Below are 15,753 nucleotides of genomic sequence, written 5' to 3'. Positions count from 1 at the left end.
GATTTTTTAACTCTCGATCCATACCCGCTCCAGAATGTTTTAAACATGCATCTTGCGAACAACTTTAGGCAAACGGTGTTAGTGGTGAACAAAAAACAATCAAAATCGACACCATAAAAATAAAATCACCGTAATATCAATACATTACAGTAGTGGTGATGACGAATGAAATTTCAAAAACTAGCCTTTTTCCGCGACGCTCCCGCCCCGTGGCAGGCCACCCCACCGGGAGGACCCGTCAGCCTGACAGCCATGACGAACGTCTGATACAGCGCCTTGCATGAATGGCATCGGGATAATCCAGAAAGGAATAGCATCGTGCCCACAAGAATCTGTGTGAGTATCCTGTTTCTTCCACCCCCGCACAGGACTGGCGAGCATGAGGGACAAACCCGCGAACCATAAACGCGGTAAAAACCCGGTGTGCATCGTTTTTGATTATTCCCGCACACTCTCGCAGAAGGAGTTCCCCGTCGGGCTACGGTCTCTGTTAATACGGGAATACGGCGACGATACAGCGCATGATGTGTCAGGCTTGAATACCTTTATCCGTTAAAAGGGATATCAGTTAAGTTATCCCGTGTAGGGTATAAGCCATTATCAAAGCCACTCTGTAGGGAGTGGCTTTTGTAATGGCAATAAAAAGCCCCGCGAATGCGAGGCTAAATCCAGGTATTTTTAATGACTGGCTCTTATTTCAACGCAGCCCCTTACCGCGCGCCAGATGCTCAACTTCAAGCATCAGCAATGAGATGTTTAATCTGGATTCACTCCAGAAGTGATCACCACCCTGTCTACAGAGCCAAATGTGAAGGATGATGAGTAAAATTATCGCTATCATCGAAGGCATTGCGTCCTGATATATTCCTGAAGCGTTCTCAGTGCTGTCTGGTCTCTGATGATTCCGTCCCGGATACCGAGAACGTTTCGTCCAGCAACTGGAGAGAGTTCGACGGTGGCATCATTGCCCATGCCGGAGGCGCTGGAGGTTTCGGCTGAGGATGGCACAGAGCATTTTCCTTTGACGAGCACCCGACCACCATTATCAAGCTTGCGCCGAAGAGCATCATTTTCAGCTTTCGCATCAGCCAACTCCTTCGTGTATTTAGCATCGAGTACATCAGCAGCACGCTGGCGTTGCTGCATGTCAGTAATGGTGGCGGTCGCCTGCTTCAGCTCACTGACTTTTTTATCACGCTGTTCTTTGTAGGCGATGGCGTTATCACGGTAATGATTGACCGCCCACGACAGGCAGACGATGATGCAGATAACCAAAGCATAAATAATCGCGGCGACTCTGCTCACTGATCTATCCCCCAACAGGCTAATGCGCTTTCCTGGTCACGACGAATAACCTGTCCATAGCAGTTATTTGAACGTATGCGGCAATCGCGCCCACCATCTTTTATCCACCAGCGAATCGCCTCGCATGCACCTTTACGATCACCAGCATTCAGCCGCTTATAAAACGTCGACGGAAAACACTTACCGGGGCCAATGTTATAGGGACAAAATGACGCGATACCCGCTTTTTGTGGCTCGGTCAGTGGTACTTTAATATTGCGCTCCACCCATGCCAGCGCCTTATCACGCTCAATGGCGTTGACCTGGTCGCATTTTTCCTTCGACAGTTTCATACCGGGGAAAACGGGTTTTCCATCCACCATCGTGGCACCCCGACAGATGGTCCAGATGCCGGACCCATCGCGGTATGCCGTTGTGTGGTTACCTTCTTTTTCATCCAGAAACTGGTCGAGAATATCAGGCGCGGGCGCACCGACGGCAATCAGTGCCAGAACGGCAGCCGACAGGCCGTATCTGATTTTTGCGTTCATGGATATTTATCAGGATTTATCGGTTTCTGCCCACGGACAGGTTTATCTGTTCCGGTCAGTGACTTAAGGTTGTGATTCCGGAGGAGTCTTCAGAGAACCAGTAATTCTTCCTGGTAGCTTTCCTTTGTAGGTTATCCAAACATTCTGCGCATCTAAAATTACGGGGCGCTTTTCCGGCGACTGCTCATCCCCTTCACATAACCCGGCAGCAACATCCAGGAAGACCTGTCTGATGCTCCTTCTGGCTGCTGCCTCATAAACCTCCAGCGCGGCACCTTCAACACGGTCCAGCGAGATGTCCAGGTCAAAAATTTCACCGTCAAAGCGTTTTTTGTCCCGTAACGCTAAAGTTACCGTAACTTTATTCTCAAAATTGCGGATCCCTTTCACAATCAGTTCATAGTTTTGAGTCATTGAATTACTCTCCCCGTGCAGCCTTACGCTTGTCTTCTTTAATCTTGAAATAAAGGTTTGTCAGATACGTCAGCAAGCCAAATACCAGACTACCCAGCACACCTATTGCCGCCCACTGTGAGGGCGTGACTTTATCGAGCAACTGTAAAAACCAGTACCCGGCACTACCTGCTGAGGTGCCATAGGCGACACCCGTTGTTAACTTATCCATGGATTTCATAACCCCACCTCGCAGATGCGGGTGCTGTGTAATGGAAATAAAAAGGCCACCTGACGTGGCCACCAGATTATTTCCCCACCAGCTCGTTTATCTCTTTCACTGTCTGGTTAAACCGCTCTGACTCAAGCTCAACACCTAAGGCCCGACGCCCCAGCGCCATTGCTGCTTTTATTGTGGAACCGGATCCCATAAAAAAATCAGCAACCAGATCACCTGGTCGACTACTGGCATTGATTATTTGCCTGAGCATATCCGCCGGTTTCTCACACGGATGTTTCCCCGGGTAGAACTGAACGGGTTTATGCATCCAGACATCGGTATAAGGCACGGAGACTGATACGGAGAAATAGCGCCGGAGAGATTTAAACTCATCCAGCAATTCAGAATATTTACGATTCAGTGAATCATAAGATGCCACCAGCTGGTGGTGTGGTTGTTCCAGTTGTTGTTCCTGAAACTTCTCTGCCGCTATACGGGAAAACAGTGCCTGTAACTTCCGATAGTCAGCCTCATTCGGCAACTGCCACTGACTGGCACCAAACCAGTGGGAAACCATATTTTTCTTACCTGTGGCTTCGGCAATTTGTTTTGCCGTTATACCCAGTTCGGCACGAGCATCCCTGAAATACGATATCAGCGGTGCCATTATGTGCTGTTTGAGTTCCCTTTCTTTTGCTGCATAGCCGTCACTTTTGCCGCGATATGGCCCCTGGTAATGTTCAGCAAACAGAACGCGCTCTGTGGCAGGAAAATATGCGCGCAGACTTTCTTTATTACACCCATTCCAACGTCCGGACGGCTTCGCCCAGATGATATGGTTAAGCACGTTGAAACGTTCACGCATCATGATCTCAATATCAGATGCCAGGCGATGCCCACAGAACAGGTAAAGGCTTCCGGCAGGTTTTAACACCCGCCAGAACTGGGCCAGACAGTGGTCCAGCCACTTAAGGTAATCTTCGTCCCCTTTCCACTGATTGTCCCAGCCGTTGGGTTTCACCTTGAAGTACGGCGGATCGGTAACAATCAGGTCAATGGAATCATCAGGCAGGGACTGAATAAAATGCAGGCAATCAGCGTTGATTAAATCAACACTGTTTATTTTTACAGTATTTTTCATGGATCAGTAAGCGTAACTCTGGTAGGCTCACTCTGCTTTTGCGCTAAAGCAGTGGGCCGTGGTTCGCTTGTGACCAGTAAGCATGAGCGAATGGCTGGCAGGTGCTACCAACACCCACCAGCCGCCCATTTTCACAGCAGGAAACCGCCATTACTGGCAGCGTCTGAATTTATTCCCGTACCCGCCGTTATCCTTCGCCAGACCCGCCAGAACTAACTGAGTCAGTATTAACTGGCACTGGGCTTCGCTTACTCCGGTAGTTCTCGTCATCATGCGTGGCGTTACCCACTTGTCAGCAGGTAAGAAATAAAGGACTGCGGCGGCGGTTTCTGTCATATCTTGCTGTTTTAGCATGTCTTTTTCCCTTCTGGTTAACATGACATACCAATAACTCTTGTCTAAAAAGCCAGCAAGATAAAAAGTCAGTATTCACGACCACCAGCGTGTTTACTGTACTGCACCAAGTTTACAGGTACAAAAAAACCCGCTCAGTGGCGGGTTCTTAAATCTTATCAACGGTAGACATACAAAGCCCATCGTTGTGAAAATCTTATCCATATTTTTTGAAAAACGCAAGCATCATGTCGTCATCTTCGGCGAAAACCATTTATCTTGTCACCTTTCTCAATTGTATCTCTGCATATGCTTCTTCCTGCCAGCACTTTGTAACCAGTTTATCAATGACATCTGCATATCCTTTGTACCACTGATAATCCGTCAGGTCTGGTACCAGCTTCTGGACATGAAGCCGCGCCAGTGTGGTTGGTAAACGGCTAAACCGGTTTCCATTGCAACGCCCACAAACCTTATAAACAGGCGTGCCATGAAGCCGGGTTCTTTTTTCATCCAGGACAATACCTTTACCCTTACACCCTCTGCACGCTGTGCTGACTTCTCCCTTACCATGACAATGCTGACACAGTTCCTTCACCCACTCTTCCTTGATAACAGATTCCCCGCTTCTGGAGTGTTTCACCACTTCGCGCAATACATTATGAAATCCAGTACCAGCACAATGCTCACAGCGAGCCTTACTTGCCGCAGACCTGGAATAATCAGCAAAGGCAAAATTCACAAGGTAAGGGATGATCTGTAACCGGGTTTCTTCACTCAATTTGTTCAATGTCGGGTTATCCAGTGCCATCACGTAATTGAGCAGACCTTCAATCGCAAACTGAGGATCCTGAACACCAACTTTTGCCAGGAATAAGGCAAACCCAAGCGGTGCTTTCGACTGCACCATCCCCTGCGCAGCCATTACATCCGTAATTGTTAAACCACCAGAGCCTGTCGCCGGTGCGTCATCGCTCAATTTTGGAGATTTCGGGGAGTAATATTTCGGTAAGGCTTCAAGGTTCATGCTCGTTCTCCACTTACGCCAGTACGCCTATTGCCAGCGCACGATCGATAAAACGAAATATCAGCTCCAGCTGGGAACCATACTTCTCTTCAAATGCCACGGTATCCGCATGCAGCTCGTCGTGATGCTTTCTGCACAAAGGCAACACAAAGAGGTCATGCGCTTTTGTAGCCATTCCACCCTGACCGTGGCCTATCAGGTGGTGGGGATCATCAGCAGGCTTTCCACAACATGCACACGGCTGTGTCTTAACCCAGCGTGTGTACTTTTCATTAACCCAGCGGCGACGTTTTGGGCGTAACATAAAAGACTCCGGCGACTCCGGATCCACTTTCAGCGCCAGCACCTTTTTCGCCTTATCCTGGATGATGCTGGTGGCAGGAACCGAAGGCACAAGGTCACTTTCCCGGGTGACAGACGGCACAACAGGCTTCGGTAATCTCAGTGCCTTACGGGCTGCACTTTCCGGTAAGGCATCCGCCAGGTCATTACGAATCAGCCACCAGCACAGTTCCGGCATTGTCACAACGTGACTGTCATCAAAACCGAGATCCCGACGCACAACAGACAACACCCAGCGGGCACAGTTATCCGTTGCCATTGATTCCAGCCGTTCCGTGAACTGATCACGCAGCTGGTTATCGCAGTGCCAGCACAGACGGATTGCGCCCGGCGCGTGTCGCATTGTTGTCATGTTCTCGCTGTGCCAGTCGGAATGAGGCCACTGGCAGCCTTTTTCACGAAGTAACCAGCTTTCAAGACATTCCACGCCACCAGCACGACGGATCACTGCCTCATTGCGGAACACGGCCCGAACGGCAGGATCATCCGCCAGCGGTTGTGATGCCGCCGGAACGGCACCACTGGCGAAAGATGAATAACGTTCCGGCTCAGGCTCCAGCAGGATACGCCCCTGCATAAACAGGGGCATCAGCTCTGAACCTGGTCTGAACAATACGATCCCCATACGCGGGGCAATTTCAGGGGTCAGTAGTGCTCTCACGGTCACCTCAATGTACGGTATCGAGCAGCTTTAACAGCTCAGGGAATCGGGATTCGAAGAAATGCGGCTGCGTCTCGCGCGGATTTGCGGGACTGGTGATGTTCTTGCCGAACATGCAACCTTTCGCTGTCAGCGACCAGAATTTTTTGATGTTGTTAATCGCGGTACGGCTGTATCGTTCGCGCTGCTCGACGATCCCCAGTTTCACCATCTGGTGATATGCCTGATTAGCCGTCAGGCGTATACCATACTGTTTCAGCAGTGCACTCAGTGACAGTGTCGGGCGACTTGAGCCATCGTGTGCATCAGCAGGAGCATCAATGGCATAGCGCGGTGCCAGATTCGGTAAGCCAACAGCCTCCTGGAGTTTCTGACAGGCACCAAGCACTGAAGAGTTAGACAGGTTTAACTCCCGGCGCATAAAGTCCAGCAGGATCACGCCAGCCTGCATCTTGTCAGCAGCCTGTCCGGATAATTTTTCCGGTGCGCTGGTTACCATATCGAAAGTACGGATCACCTTCAGATGGAATGACGGGCTGATCCACATTGCATAGGCATACACCAGTTCCTTGCAGACATACGTTCCCCGTTCATTTCCCCCATGAATCACACTCACCGGGTCAACACCCAAATTCTGGGTGTTGGTCAATTCATGAACAAGCTCAACAGTTTGTTGGCTGGAAAGAAACTTTCCCGGCTCCTTGGTTCTGGCATTTGCACCAGATGCTACTGCTGCGCGATGCAGATCGTTCAGGCTGTAACGCCCATAAGCATCACGACGAACTTCAATACCATCAATGACCATCAGATTATTCATACTTCGTTTCTCCTCTTAATCAGGCGGCTGCACCCGCCGTTTTCTCGTACTTACTGATAGTGATCTCGACCTTCCCTTCCGGGATAACCGGTCCCCACTCCACCAGCATTCTTTTCACCTGACTGTCGTCTTCCCACACACCCGCGTGGGTCAGGGCGTCAAACAGCGCCTTGTTATAGTTGTCCAGATCGCGGATCCGGTTATCCGGAGGAAACAACACGATCTCCACTGAAGCAGGTGCCGACGTTGGTTTCGGCAGACGACGTAACTGCTCAACTATTGCTGCGCACGCCGCGCTCTGGAATTTTCGCCCCGCCGCGCTTATCAGGCTCTTACCAGCAAACGCCCCTTTGTTGGGGTGTCGCCAGTACGTGTTCACGCTGGGCGGAAAAGGCAGGATCAGCTTCATACTTTCAGGTCCCTCTCATGTAACCAGTGGGTTGCACGCAGCCTTGCGTTTTCCTCACCGGCAAGCAGTGCGCGGATAATCCCGACCGCCTCGCTGTCGTCGTCCTTCACCGCGGTATGAAGCGTTATCCCCCGGGCCACGCCACGCTTTATCGTGATGACGCCTTTTTTCTCCAGTGCGCGAAGATGCTCCACCGCTGCATTCACCGAACGGTATCCCAGCATGGTTGCCACCTCCTGATTGGTTGGCGGGAAGCCACTTTCTTTCTGATAAGAAATCAGCATATCCAGCACCTGCTGCTGGCATTGAGTTAACGTCGTCATGCCGCCATCTCCCTGACCAGTTTTTCTGCCTGCTGGCGAACCTGCGCCAGAAACGCCTCACCACATGCCTCAAGTTCATCGCGCCCGATGTAGCTGATTGCCGGTCCCTTCCAGGTCTTGTCGAAAACAGCAATAGCACCAGCGAAGAAAGCGCCTGTCGGCACCTGCTTCTCGTCCTTCGGGATAAACCAGGCTGGCAGTTCAAAACCAATACGCCCGCGAATAAAAGCAATATGGTCTGCATCTTCCGGCCACCACACTTCGCTGGTGGCAGCTTTGATCAGGAAAACATAGCGCCCGCCTTTATCACGCATAGCACTGGCATGTTTCATGATGTAACGCATGCCGGTGATGTATTGCCCCTCATGCTGACTGGCGCGGCTGTACGGGGGATTACCAAAGGCAGCACCTTTAAGCTCCGCAAGACGTTCTGACCAGTCATGCGCCAGCGCGTTGTCTTCCGCAGTGTAATAAGCGGCACATTTGGCGTTATCACCATCAGTGAACAGATCCAGAACAAACGGGCCAAACAGGGTGTTAATTCCCCAGAAAATGTTGTCCGGCGTGCGCCACTGATCGCCCACTTCCTTCAGTTCATGGGCTGGTTTGTTCCGCAGTTCCACCAGCGCCTGGCAATATTTATTACTCATTAAGCCCCCACGTAATTCCCTGATAGATACCACTCTTCACCTGATGCAGCGCGCTTGCTGCTTTTCCGTAAGCACCGCTCACGACGCGCCAGAAAATTGTTTCGTTCTGGCTGGGAGTGGCTTTCACGGAATGCCGCCATCCACACGGTTGCAGCACGACGGTATAAGCCCCTTGACTCCAGTTCTTCAGCCTGGCGGGTCAGGCACAAAATCACCCGGGGATCGTTAGTGCCGACATAGAAATTGCGCACAGGTCTGGTTTCACGAACTGGTTGTGGTTCCGGCTCCTGCGCTCTCTCAGTCAGGCGTGGGAAATGTCTGCGTGTATCTCCTTCACAACGGTGAGCCACACGCCCACTCTGACGTAACTTGCTTGCAGACTGCAGAACGCGCTGCCGTGAGTAACCTGCAAAAGCATCCGCAATGTCTCCGGAAGTACACCCCGGATGGGCTTCAATGAATTTCTGAACTTCATTCAAAAGACTCATGATCACCCCCTGAATCCTACCGGGATCTGGCTGTAGTCCACGTTGTCGTAACTGGCTTTGAAGTACGGGTCTTCACGTTTTTCTGTGTGCGTGCTGACGGACGGCGATAAGCGCAGGGAAAGCTCATCCCATTTTTCCCGCAACTTCGACGGGCTGAGCACGTTACGGCACCAGAACGGATCACGGCTGACGCGGCTGTACATCTCGCAGATTTGTTTGTGAGTACGACCATCCTGCACACACATCAGGCGAATTTCGTTTGCCCATGCTGTCCAGTTCGGTTCTTTGGGACGAACCACCTCGCCGTCACATTCGGCGGCCTGCTCGTACAGGGCGATGATTTTTTTCCAGAGCCACTGTGCGCAGGTCAAATCATCCTGCGTTCCCCACTGGCGCTTTTTAGGGCTGAATACAACCGCATCAGGATGGCGAGTTAAAAACTCCTGTTCAGCCGTTTGCGTGTCCGGTTGCGAAGCGTCCGGACGAGAAGAGGTTTTATTCTCTGTAGTAATCTCTGTTGTATTCTCTGTAAGATCATTGGGCCATTTTGACCCGATGACAGCGTGTCGTTTTGAACCAATGGATCGTGTCATTTTGCGCCCATCCATCAGGTCACTTTGACCCGATGGAGAAGTGCATTTTGACCTGATGGATTCGTTCACTTTGACCTCTTCTAAAAGCTCACTTTCATAGTTGATCGTGTAGAAGTTGGTCATGTCACGCTTCGATTTATTGAGTTGCTCGCGACGCAAAACCCCAAGTGATTTCAGGCTTGCAAATGTGCGTTTCAGAGTGGACTCTGACCAGAACGGAAACTGCTCCAGCCACTGTTCTGTCGTGTTATAAACCCAGCGAATTCCGCCATGCTCAGTGCCTGAATTCGTTTCATTCAGCCAGTAATGAAGCTGCTGCAACACAATTGCCTCATTCAGACCAATACGGCATGCAAGATCACGATTTATCACAATGGGCTGGGATGTCATTAACAGACTCATGCCGCACCTCCGAGATGCTTCATGTTTTTTCCGGAGCGAAAGGCTATAAGCGGCATACTGACGCGGTAATTACGACCCAGCGGTTCACAAATCACCTTCTGACATTCACGGTCCACCAGGCTAACACGTAGAACATGCCCTGCAGGCGTGGTGTACCACTGACCGGGGCGAGGACAACGGAAAGTCTGATTGGTAAATCGTTTGAAAATATTCCGGATCATTTGCGCCCCCTTACCTCTGAAGAGTTCAGCGACGAATGAATAAGACGGGCAAGAAATGCCGCATCGTTAATTCGGTCATACAGACTTACAGCCAGAGGTGATTCAGCTTTTTCCAGCATGGGATAAAGCTGCTGCAACCAGACCTGATGAATTGATGAAATGTAGGAATAGAGAACACTGGCGTTATGTGCAACGTCGCTCGGTACAGCGGGCTTTGAAAGCTGTTTCTCCATCTGGTTAAAGGCATTGATGTATGCCTCTTTGAACTGGGCAGCACGTTTACCCGTGAAACCCATAGCAAGAAACGCAAAGCCATCGCGGGTTATTTGATAGCAAGGTAGTTTGCGAGTACCGCCGTTGGGCTGGCGTACCAAAATTGATGTCTCCGCAAAATTGCGGGCACAAAACTCTGGAGAACAATCCAAAATGCGAATCTTTTTCAGAACATCGTCATGACGTTTAGAGAAGAAGTCAGCAACAGCCAAAGAAGATGTAACAGCCTGACCATCAACGATGGCAATTTCAGGTTGAGAGAGGGTTGGGAGAGTAGTCATAGTGACAGCCCCGGTAGTCAGTTTTTTAGAAAACTCACCACATGGGACGCCAATCACAGAGGTGGTGAGACGTACAGGGTTGGCGTTACCGGAGACTACCGAACCCGGCCCGACCGAAGTCGGCCCTGTACGCCCCACCATAATTTGGGCGTAGCAATGCTCATGACACGAAAAAACCGCATGAGCGCGGTTATGCTCAGTAATCAATTTCAGGACGCCAATCCCGGCACCCGCTTTATAAGGTGCCTGAACAGTGTAACGTCCCGGAATGGCAGAATCAATGTGCTGGTGGTCCTTCACACTCAACAAAATCACGCCTGAATTTCCACAAAGGACTAAAGCACTCATGCGGGTAGTCTTTGCGAAGATAGATAACGCGCTGTGTTTCTGGCTCCCAACGAATAACATGGACATAAAGCCCTCTTCCGTCACGAAACCAGCGGTTAAGTTCCTGCACAACTCGCCCCCCACAGTCAGGTAAAGTTCTCTGTGGTTACTTACAGCCAGGTGATTTGGTAATCTGCATTCATGCCGTAACAACAGGTGTTCAGCGACACTGACCACCAGCTGTTGCGACAAACGGTTATTTGCCGTTAAACTGTTCATGCGTTAGTTTCTCCACAGACACAAAACGCCACGACGCCCGGAGCTGCACACTCGCGGGCGTCACTCTTTTCTGGAGCGCAAAAGATTTTGTAGACCAGTGCTGCATGCTCCTGGAGCTTCGAAATTGACAGATACAACTCATCATTAATTGCTGTCTGCTCGTGTGGCTCCACTACCCCATCTTCGATTGCCGAACGAATCTGCTTTGAGTAACTCCCGATCTGTTCGATGACTTCCAGCAGGCGCTGGTTTATATCGGCGTTCTCTACTTCCTCAATTTCAGGAAGCGATACAAACACCCCACCAGCAGACTGTGCGACAGCATCCGCAATGTAGTGAGTGCCAGCCGCGCGCTGTAAAATCATTGCCCATCCCAGCGGGAAAATCTGATCGCCATCTGCACGAAGGCGGTTGAATAAAGCGTTCTCTGTTACATCCAGCCACTCAGCAGCTTCAGCGTAACCCCCCGGCAACGCCGCGATAGTTTTTCTGACAGCTTTCACGTACCACTCAGGCTGTTTTTCTACTTTCCAGTGATGCTTACCCACGGTTAGCCTCATCGTTCTGTGGTTAAAAATTGAAGGTGTTCTGTTAATCTTTCGGATAGATATCCGGTCTTAAGTCAGATTTCGTAATTGCACCTGACGTGCATTGCTCAAGTTTTTTCGCCAGCACAAAACTGGCTTTTTTATAACCATTGAAAACCAGCCGTAAGTAGCCAGGTGTTGAGCCAACTTTTCCGGCCAACTCGCCCTGCTGTTCTTTGGTTAAAGAGTCCCAATACGCTTTCATACAATATGTACCTCCGGTATACATATTACATGATTGAAATGAACCTTCAAGATACTTGTACCTTATCGGTACAAAGGTTTTAATTTCGTTATGAAAACAATCCATGACATCCGGCGGTCTAACGCCAGAAAACTGAGAGATGGTGTTGGCGGAAATTCATCTTTTGCCACCATGATTGATCGCGAGCCAACCCAAACCAGCAGGTTTATGGGGGATGGCGCTACTAAAAATATCGGTGACAGCATGGCACGGCACATCGAAAAATGTTTCGACCTGCCTGTCGGATGGCTTGATCAAGAACACCAGACAACGAACATCACAAAAAAACCTGATGTTTCAATCACTAACAAACAAATAACGTTAGTCCCTGTCATATCATGGGTACAGGCCGGAGCATGGAAAGAAGTTGGCTATTCTGAGGTTGATTTGAGCACAGCAGAAACGTATCCCTGCCCTGTACCCTGTGGCGAAATGACTTATATCTTGCGGGTGATTGGTGATTCAATGATTGATGAGTACCGCCCTGGAGACATGATTTTTGTTGATCCCGAAGTCCCTGCCTGCCACGGTGACGACGTTATTGCATTGATGCACGATACAGGCGAAACCACCTTCAAGCGATTGATAGAAGATGGAACACAGCGTTATCTCAAAGCATTAAACCCAAACTGGCCTGAGCCTTACATTAAGATTAACGGTAATTGCTCTATAATTGGTACAGTGATTTTCTCGGGAAAACCAAGAAGATACACAATAAAGGCCTAATCAATATTTATGAACCTGCTTCGGCAGGTTTTTTTATACTTGACAATGTACCCATGAGATACATAATGTATCTAAAAGAAACATAACACAGGCAAGATTAAAACAAAATTTGGTTGTAACACGGCGTATGGCACATGCGTCGTTAGCGGTCTGGTGACGTTAAAGGGGACAATCCACTCCTTGCTCGAGCAAACAAACCAGGTAGCCGGAATGTGCAAGTCAATGATGATGCTGATAAGACGCCTAACCAGCGTGGCGATTCGGTTTGACGCCTGGGAAGAGACCAGGGTGCAACGATGAGGGCATTTATGGAGCCGCGACAAAGTGTGGTGCCGTAACTGGCTAAGTGCTCTCAGCGTTGTGGTAATCCGCGAAATGGCGCGGCGGTAAGTATGGCGGGGTTACTCTTTCCCCGTTGAGGACACCGGATTGTCAGGTTGACCATACGCCTGAGTGACAACCCCACCACAACAGCCACTGCTTTGGCGGTACCAGTTTGTACCCTTGCTTCCGGCTGGTACCGCTCTTTTTACAAAACAGAGAAGAGCATCACCGGACGACGGGCTCATAACCCAATCCATCCGGGCGGCAGTCACCGCAGGTGTTCTTCTCTGTTTTGTGGAGAAACCAACCGACCTTGCAGGGTCGATATGATGAGGAGCAGCAAAATGGCTAGCGAACGCAGTACTGATGTGCAGGCATTTATCGGGGAGCTGGACGGCGGCGTATTTGAAACCAAAATCGGCGCTGTTCTCAGTGAAGTCGCTTCCGGTGTGATGAACACGAAAACCAAAGGTAAGGTCTCGCTCAACCTGGAAATCGAACCGTTTGATGAGAACCGTGTGAAAATCAAACACAAACTCTCATATGTTCGCCCGACTAACCGCGGGAAAATTTCTGAAGAAGACACCACCGAAACACCGATGTATGTCAATCGCGGTGGTCGCCTGACTATTCTGCAGGAAGACCAGGGACAATTACTGACTCTTGCCGGTGAACCTGACGGAAAACTTCGCGCAGCAGGTCATTAATATCGTTCTTAATTAACTGATTATTTATCTCATCACTGAATATCTTTATATAGTGAGGACTTATTATGTCTCAGAACTTAGACGCAACCGCAATTAATCAAATCCATGCCCTTATTTCTGCTCAGGGTGTTAATGAAATTATCAGTAAGATTGGTGCCGATGCTGTGGCATTGCCTGAGAATTTCCGCATTCATGATCTGGAAAAATTTAATTTAAATCGCTTCCGTTTCCGTGGTGCGCTTTCCACTGCCAGCATCGATGACTTTACCCGTTATTCTAAAGATCTTGCAGATGAAGGCACCCGCTGCTTTATCGATGCTGATAATATGCGTGCCGTCAGTGTGCTTAACCTGGGTACTATTGATGAACCAGGTCACGCAGATAACACCGCCACACTCAAACTGAAAAAGACAGCACCGTTCTCTGCTCTGTTGTCTGTTAACGGCGAGCGTAACTCCCAGAAGTCACTAGCAGAATGGATTGAAGACTGGGCCGACTACCTTGTGGGCTTTGATGCTAATGGTGACGCCATTCAGGCAACAAAAGCGGCTGCGGCAGTCCGTAAAATCACGATTGAAGCAAACCAGACCGCTGATTTTGAAGATAATGACTTCAGCGGCAAACGCTCCCTGATGGAATCTGTCGAAGCGAAGACCAAAGACATTATGCCAGTGGCATTTGAATTTAAATGCGTTCCGTTTGAAGGCCTGAAAGAACGTCCGTTTAAATTACGCCTCAGCATTATCACTGGCGATCGTCCGGTACTGGTTTTGCGCATTATTCAGCTGGAAGCAGTGCAGGAAGAAATGGCTAACGAATTTCGTGATCTGCTTGTTGAGAAATTCAAAGACAGCAAAGTAGAAACCTTTATTGGTACTTTTACCGCCTGATTTCCTTACTGCAAATGCCCCTGCGGGGGCATTTATGGAAACATAATTGACTCAATAATCGCCTGATGGCGAGGGTTTTCTTTAACCAAAATTCAGCGCGGTGCAGCGCATATACGTGGAGAACAAAATGTCATTTATTAAAACTTTTTCCGGGAAGCATTTTTATTATGACAAGATAAATAAAGACGACATCGTGATTAACGATATCGCGGTTTCCCTTTCAAATATCTGTCGCTTTGCAGGACATCTTTCACACTTCTACAGTGTCGCCCAGCATGCAGTGCTTTGCAGCCAGCTGGTGCCGCAGGAATTTGCTTTTGAAGCGTTAATGCATGATGCAACAGAAGCGTATTGCCAGGACATCCCCGCACCACTGAAACGACTTCTTCCTGACTATAAACGGATGGAAGAAAAAATAGACGTCGTCATCCGTGAGAAATACGGGTTACCCCCGGTTATGAGCACGCCCGTGAAATATGCCGATCTCATCATGCTGGCAACCGAACGCCGCGATCTCGGGCTTGATGATGGCTCTTTCTGGCCTGTACTGGAAGGTATCCCGGCAACAGAGATGTTCAAAGTTATTCCACTGGCTCCAGGCCATGCCTACGGGATGTTTATGAAACGCTTTAACGAATTATCGGAATTACGCAAATGCGCATGAATGTTTTCGAAATGGAAGGGTTTCTTCGCGGGAAATGTGTACCGCGAGATCTGAAAGTGAACGAAACAAATGCTGAGTACCTGGTACGTAAATTCGACGCGCTTGAAGCTAAATGTGCGGCACTGGAAAGCAAAATAATACCAGTGTCAGCTGAACTGCCTCCAGCAAATGAAAGTGTTCTGTTATTTGATGCTAACGGAGAAGGCTGGCTGATTGGCTGGCGTTCTCTCTGGTACACCTGGGGACAAAAAGAAACCGGAGAATGGCAGTGGACATTTCAGGTCGGGGACCTTGAAAACGTCAATATCACTCACTGGGCAGTAATGCCGAAAGCACCAGAGACTAAGAAATGAGCGTGATAAAAACTCATACAGGAATTGTTATCACCCGAGACGGTGAAAAGCGGATGAAATTACATTCCACTGAAACGTCCTGGGTTGCCGGACGTTGTGAATCCTACGACAAAAAGACTGGTTACCGTTGGGGTGCACCTAACATGCGTCGCCGTCTGCGGTAATGACTCCAACTTACTGATAGTGTTTTATGTTCAGATAATGCCCGATGACTTTGTCATGCAGCTCCACCGATTTTGAGAA

General features: G+C 49.5%; 26 protein-coding genes. 6 read left to right on the top strand and 20 right to left on the bottom strand.

What is annotated here, in order from left to right; all coding sequences use genetic code 11:
• Positions 1 to 379 precede the first annotated feature (379 nt).
• Positions 380 to 556, top strand: coding sequence for a hypothetical protein (locus FTE26_RS00525; RefSeq protein WP_001205135.1), 177 nt, complete (start codon positions 380 to 382; stop codon positions 554 to 556).
• A 141-nt stretch (positions 557 to 697) separates the two neighbouring features.
• Here the strand turns inward: FTE26_RS00525 and FTE26_RS00520 are convergent, their stop codons facing one another.
• The 19 genes from FTE26_RS00520 to FTE26_RS00425 all read right to left on the bottom strand — a co-directional run bounded on the left by FTE26_RS00520 (position 698) and on the right by FTE26_RS00425 (position 11,807).
• A complete protein-coding gene (locus FTE26_RS00520; RefSeq protein ID WP_001139681.1) occupies positions 698 to 850 on the bottom strand; it encodes a hypothetical protein in 153 nt (50 codons plus the stop codon).
• Entirely contained in the window at positions 838 to 1,305 is a 468-nt protein-coding gene (locus tag FTE26_RS00515) for a lysis protein (protein WP_001300226.1), read from the bottom strand. The genes FTE26_RS00520 and FTE26_RS00515 overlap by 13 nt, the downstream gene beginning before the upstream one ends.
• On the bottom strand, positions 1,302 to 1,835 hold the full coding sequence (locus FTE26_RS00510; RefSeq protein WP_000992100.1) for a lysozyme: 534 nt from the start codon (positions 1,833 to 1,835) through the stop codon (positions 1,302 to 1,304). Before FTE26_RS00510 ends, FTE26_RS00515 begins: the two co-directional genes overlap by 4 nt.
• 63 nt (positions 1,836 to 1,898) lie before the next feature.
• Positions 1,899 to 2,249 carry a YdfR family protein gene (locus FTE26_RS00505; protein WP_000193288.1) on the bottom strand — a complete coding sequence of 117 codons (351 nt, stop codon included), beginning with the start codon at positions 2,247 to 2,249 and terminating at the stop codon, positions 1,899 to 1,901.
• A 4-nt stretch (positions 2,250 to 2,253) separates the two neighbouring features.
• Positions 2,254 to 2,469 carry a phage lysis protein EssD gene (gene essD, locus FTE26_RS00500; RefSeq protein ID WP_000839596.1) on the bottom strand — a complete coding sequence of 72 codons (216 nt, stop codon included), beginning with the start codon at positions 2,467 to 2,469 and terminating at the stop codon, positions 2,254 to 2,256.
• A gap of 67 nt (positions 2,470 to 2,536) precedes the next feature.
• A complete protein-coding gene (locus tag FTE26_RS00495) occupies positions 2,537 to 3,589 on the bottom strand; it encodes a DNA-methyltransferase (protein ID WP_000799656.1) in 1,053 nt (350 codons plus the stop codon).
• 150 nt (positions 3,590 to 3,739) lie between these two features.
• Positions 3,740 to 3,943, bottom strand: a complete 204-nt coding sequence (locus tag FTE26_RS00490; protein WP_000917728.1) for a hypothetical protein — start codon at positions 3,941 to 3,943, stop codon at positions 3,740 to 3,742.
• Between the two features lie 253 nt (positions 3,944 to 4,196).
• Positions 4,197 to 4,949: an antitermination protein gene (locus tag FTE26_RS00485; protein ID WP_085674829.1), complete on the bottom strand. Its 753-nt coding sequence runs from the start codon at positions 4,947 to 4,949 to the stop codon at positions 4,197 to 4,199.
• A 13-nt stretch (positions 4,950 to 4,962) separates the two neighbouring features.
• On the bottom strand, positions 4,963 to 5,952 hold the full coding sequence (locus tag FTE26_RS00480) for a DUF968 domain-containing protein (RefSeq protein ID WP_001351443.1): 990 nt from the start codon (positions 5,950 to 5,952) through the stop codon (positions 4,963 to 4,965).
• A 7-nt stretch (positions 5,953 to 5,959) separates the two neighbouring features.
• A complete protein-coding gene (locus tag FTE26_RS00475) occupies positions 5,960 to 6,769 on the bottom strand; it encodes a KilA-N domain-containing protein (protein WP_001061438.1) in 810 nt (269 codons plus the stop codon).
• 19 nt (positions 6,770 to 6,788) lie between these two features.
• On the bottom strand, positions 6,789 to 7,178 hold the full coding sequence (locus FTE26_RS00470; RefSeq protein WP_000767113.1) for a RusA family crossover junction endodeoxyribonuclease: 390 nt from the start codon (positions 7,176 to 7,178) through the stop codon (positions 6,789 to 6,791).
• Complete coding sequence (locus FTE26_RS00465; protein WP_052894503.1) at positions 7,175 to 7,501, bottom strand: LexA family transcriptional regulator; 327 nt, start codon at positions 7,499 to 7,501, stop codon at positions 7,175 to 7,177. Before FTE26_RS00465 ends, FTE26_RS00470 begins: the two co-directional genes overlap by 4 nt.
• Positions 7,498 to 8,151: a phage N-6-adenine-methyltransferase gene (locus FTE26_RS00460; RefSeq protein WP_000066917.1), complete on the bottom strand. Its 654-nt coding sequence runs from the start codon at positions 8,149 to 8,151 to the stop codon at positions 7,498 to 7,500. Before FTE26_RS00460 ends, FTE26_RS00465 begins: the two co-directional genes overlap by 4 nt.
• Positions 8,151 to 8,645, bottom strand: coding sequence for a PerC family transcriptional regulator (locus tag FTE26_RS00455; protein WP_001305611.1), 495 nt, complete (start codon positions 8,643 to 8,645; stop codon positions 8,151 to 8,153). Before FTE26_RS00455 ends, FTE26_RS00460 begins: the two co-directional genes overlap by 1 nt.
• Positions 8,642 to 9,634 (bottom strand): hypothetical protein, encoded by a 993-nt coding sequence (locus FTE26_RS00450; RefSeq protein WP_032346515.1) that lies wholly within the window; start codon positions 9,632 to 9,634, stop codon positions 8,642 to 8,644. Before FTE26_RS00450 ends, FTE26_RS00455 begins: the two co-directional genes overlap by 4 nt.
• Positions 9,631 to 9,855 carry a hypothetical protein gene (locus FTE26_RS00445; protein ID WP_000620696.1) on the bottom strand — a complete coding sequence of 75 codons (225 nt, stop codon included), beginning with the start codon at positions 9,853 to 9,855 and terminating at the stop codon, positions 9,631 to 9,633. The genes FTE26_RS00450 and FTE26_RS00445 overlap by 4 nt, the downstream gene beginning before the upstream one ends.
• Positions 9,852 to 11,015 (bottom strand): Rha family phage regulatory protein, encoded by a 1,164-nt coding sequence (locus tag FTE26_RS00440; RefSeq protein WP_053880556.1) that lies wholly within the window; start codon positions 11,013 to 11,015, stop codon positions 9,852 to 9,854. The genes FTE26_RS00445 and FTE26_RS00440 overlap by 4 nt, the downstream gene beginning before the upstream one ends.
• On the bottom strand, positions 11,012 to 11,563 hold the full coding sequence (gene ymfL, locus FTE26_RS00430; protein ID WP_000515860.1) for a protein YmfL: 552 nt from the start codon (positions 11,561 to 11,563) through the stop codon (positions 11,012 to 11,014). The genes FTE26_RS00440 and ymfL overlap by 4 nt, the downstream gene beginning before the upstream one ends.
• Before the next feature lie 43 nt (positions 11,564 to 11,606).
• The gene (locus tag FTE26_RS00425) at positions 11,607 to 11,807 is read right to left on the bottom strand and encodes a YdaS family helix-turn-helix protein (protein ID WP_000649477.1); all 201 of its coding nucleotides are present in this window, start codon (positions 11,805 to 11,807) and stop codon (positions 11,607 to 11,609) included.
• Between the two features lie 90 nt (positions 11,808 to 11,897).
• On the opposite strand from FTE26_RS00425, the gene FTE26_RS00420 reads away from it, so the two are divergent.
• The 5 genes from FTE26_RS00420 (at position 11,898) to FTE26_RS00400 (ending at position 15,510) form a co-directional block, all read left to right on the top strand.
• A complete protein-coding gene (locus FTE26_RS00420) occupies positions 11,898 to 12,572 on the top strand; it encodes a LexA family protein (protein WP_000848749.1) in 675 nt (224 codons plus the stop codon).
• 668 nt (positions 12,573 to 13,240) lie between these two features.
• A complete protein-coding gene (gene yfdP / locus FTE26_RS00415; RefSeq protein ID WP_000135680.1) occupies positions 13,241 to 13,603 on the top strand; it encodes a protein YfdP in 363 nt (120 codons plus the stop codon).
• A 65-nt stretch (positions 13,604 to 13,668) separates the two neighbouring features.
• Entirely contained in the window at positions 13,669 to 14,493 is an 825-nt protein-coding gene (locus FTE26_RS00410; RefSeq protein ID WP_000081287.1) for a YfdQ family protein, read from the top strand.
• Positions 14,494 to 14,620: 127 nt separating this feature from the next.
• Complete coding sequence (gene yfdR / locus FTE26_RS00405) at positions 14,621 to 15,157, top strand: 5'-deoxynucleotidase (protein ID WP_061358152.1); 537 nt, start codon at positions 14,621 to 14,623, stop codon at positions 15,155 to 15,157.
• Positions 15,148 to 15,510 (top strand): phage protein, encoded by a 363-nt coding sequence (locus tag FTE26_RS00400; protein ID WP_001242730.1) that lies wholly within the window; start codon positions 15,148 to 15,150, stop codon positions 15,508 to 15,510. Before yfdR ends, FTE26_RS00400 begins: the two co-directional genes overlap by 10 nt.
• 174 nt (positions 15,511 to 15,684) lie before the next feature.
• Here the strand turns inward: FTE26_RS00400 and FTE26_RS00395 are convergent.
• Positions 15,685 to 15,753, bottom strand: a 69-nt coding sequence (locus FTE26_RS00395) for an IS1 family transposase (protein WP_071607219.1), incomplete at its 5' end; no start/stop codon positions are given.

Source organism: Escherichia sp. S10b (assembly GCF_028421345.1).
GTDB lineage: Bacteria > Pseudomonadota > Gammaproteobacteria > Enterobacterales > Enterobacteriaceae > ECMA0423.
This window is presented reverse-complemented; position numbering and strand designations above follow the sequence as displayed.

Coding starts and splice junctions, on each gene's coding strand:
- FTE26_RS00510 (WP_000992100.1), bottom strand. CDS start 1,835: ATGAACGCAAAAATCAGATACGGCCTGTCGGCTGCCGTTCTGGCACTG.
- FTE26_RS00460 (WP_000066917.1), bottom strand. CDS start 8,151: ATGAGTAATAAATATTGCCAGGCGCTGGTGGAACTGCGGAACAAACCA.
- FTE26_RS00410 (WP_000081287.1), top strand. CDS start 13,669: ATGTCTCAGAACTTAGACGCAACCGCAATTAATCAAATCCATGCCCTT.
- FTE26_RS00465 (WP_052894503.1), bottom strand. CDS start 7,501: ATGACGACGTTAACTCAATGCCAGCAGCAGGTGCTGGATATGCTGATT.
- FTE26_RS00525 (WP_001205135.1), top strand. CDS start 380: ATGAGGGACAAACCCGCGAACCATAAACGCGGTAAAAACCCGGTGTGC.
- FTE26_RS00475 (WP_001061438.1), bottom strand. CDS start 6,769: ATGAATAATCTGATGGTCATTGATGGTATTGAAGTTCGTCGTGATGCT.
- FTE26_RS00520 (WP_001139681.1), bottom strand. CDS start 850: ATGCCTTCGATGATAGCGATAATTTTACTCATCATCCTTCACATTTGG.
- FTE26_RS00400 (WP_001242730.1), top strand. CDS start 15,148: ATGCGCATGAATGTTTTCGAAATGGAAGGGTTTCTTCGCGGGAAATGT.
- FTE26_RS00495 (WP_000799656.1), bottom strand. CDS start 3,589: ATGAAAAATACTGTAAAAATAAACAGTGTTGATTTAATCAACGCTGAT.
- yfdP (WP_000135680.1), top strand. CDS start 13,241: ATGGCTAGCGAACGCAGTACTGATGTGCAGGCATTTATCGGGGAGCTG.
- yfdR (WP_061358152.1), top strand. CDS start 14,621: ATGTCATTTATTAAAACTTTTTCCGGGAAGCATTTTTATTATGACAAG.
- FTE26_RS00490 (WP_000917728.1), bottom strand. CDS start 3,943: ATGCTAAAACAGCAAGATATGACAGAAACCGCCGCCGCAGTCCTTTAT.
- FTE26_RS00445 (WP_000620696.1), bottom strand. CDS start 9,855: ATGATCCGGAATATTTTCAAACGATTTACCAATCAGACTTTCCGTTGT.
- FTE26_RS00505 (WP_000193288.1), bottom strand. CDS start 2,249: ATGACTCAAAACTATGAACTGATTGTGAAAGGGATCCGCAATTTTGAG.
- essD (WP_000839596.1), bottom strand. CDS start 2,469: ATGAAATCCATGGATAAGTTAACAACGGGTGTCGCCTATGGCACCTCA.
- FTE26_RS00450 (WP_032346515.1), bottom strand. CDS start 9,634: ATGAGTCTGTTAATGACATCCCAGCCCATTGTGATAAATCGTGATCTT.
- FTE26_RS00470 (WP_000767113.1), bottom strand. CDS start 7,178: ATGAAGCTGATCCTGCCTTTTCCGCCCAGCGTGAACACGTACTGGCGA.
- FTE26_RS00425 (WP_000649477.1), bottom strand. CDS start 11,807: ATGAAAGCGTATTGGGACTCTTTAACCAAAGAACAGCAGGGCGAGTTG.
- FTE26_RS00420 (WP_000848749.1), top strand. CDS start 11,898: ATGAAAACAATCCATGACATCCGGCGGTCTAACGCCAGAAAACTGAGA.
- FTE26_RS00440 (WP_053880556.1), bottom strand. CDS start 11,015: ATGAACAGTTTAACGGCAAATAACCGTTTGTCGCAACAGCTGGTGGTC.
- FTE26_RS00485 (WP_085674829.1), bottom strand. CDS start 4,949: ATGAACCTTGAAGCCTTACCGAAATATTACTCCCCGAAATCTCCAAAA.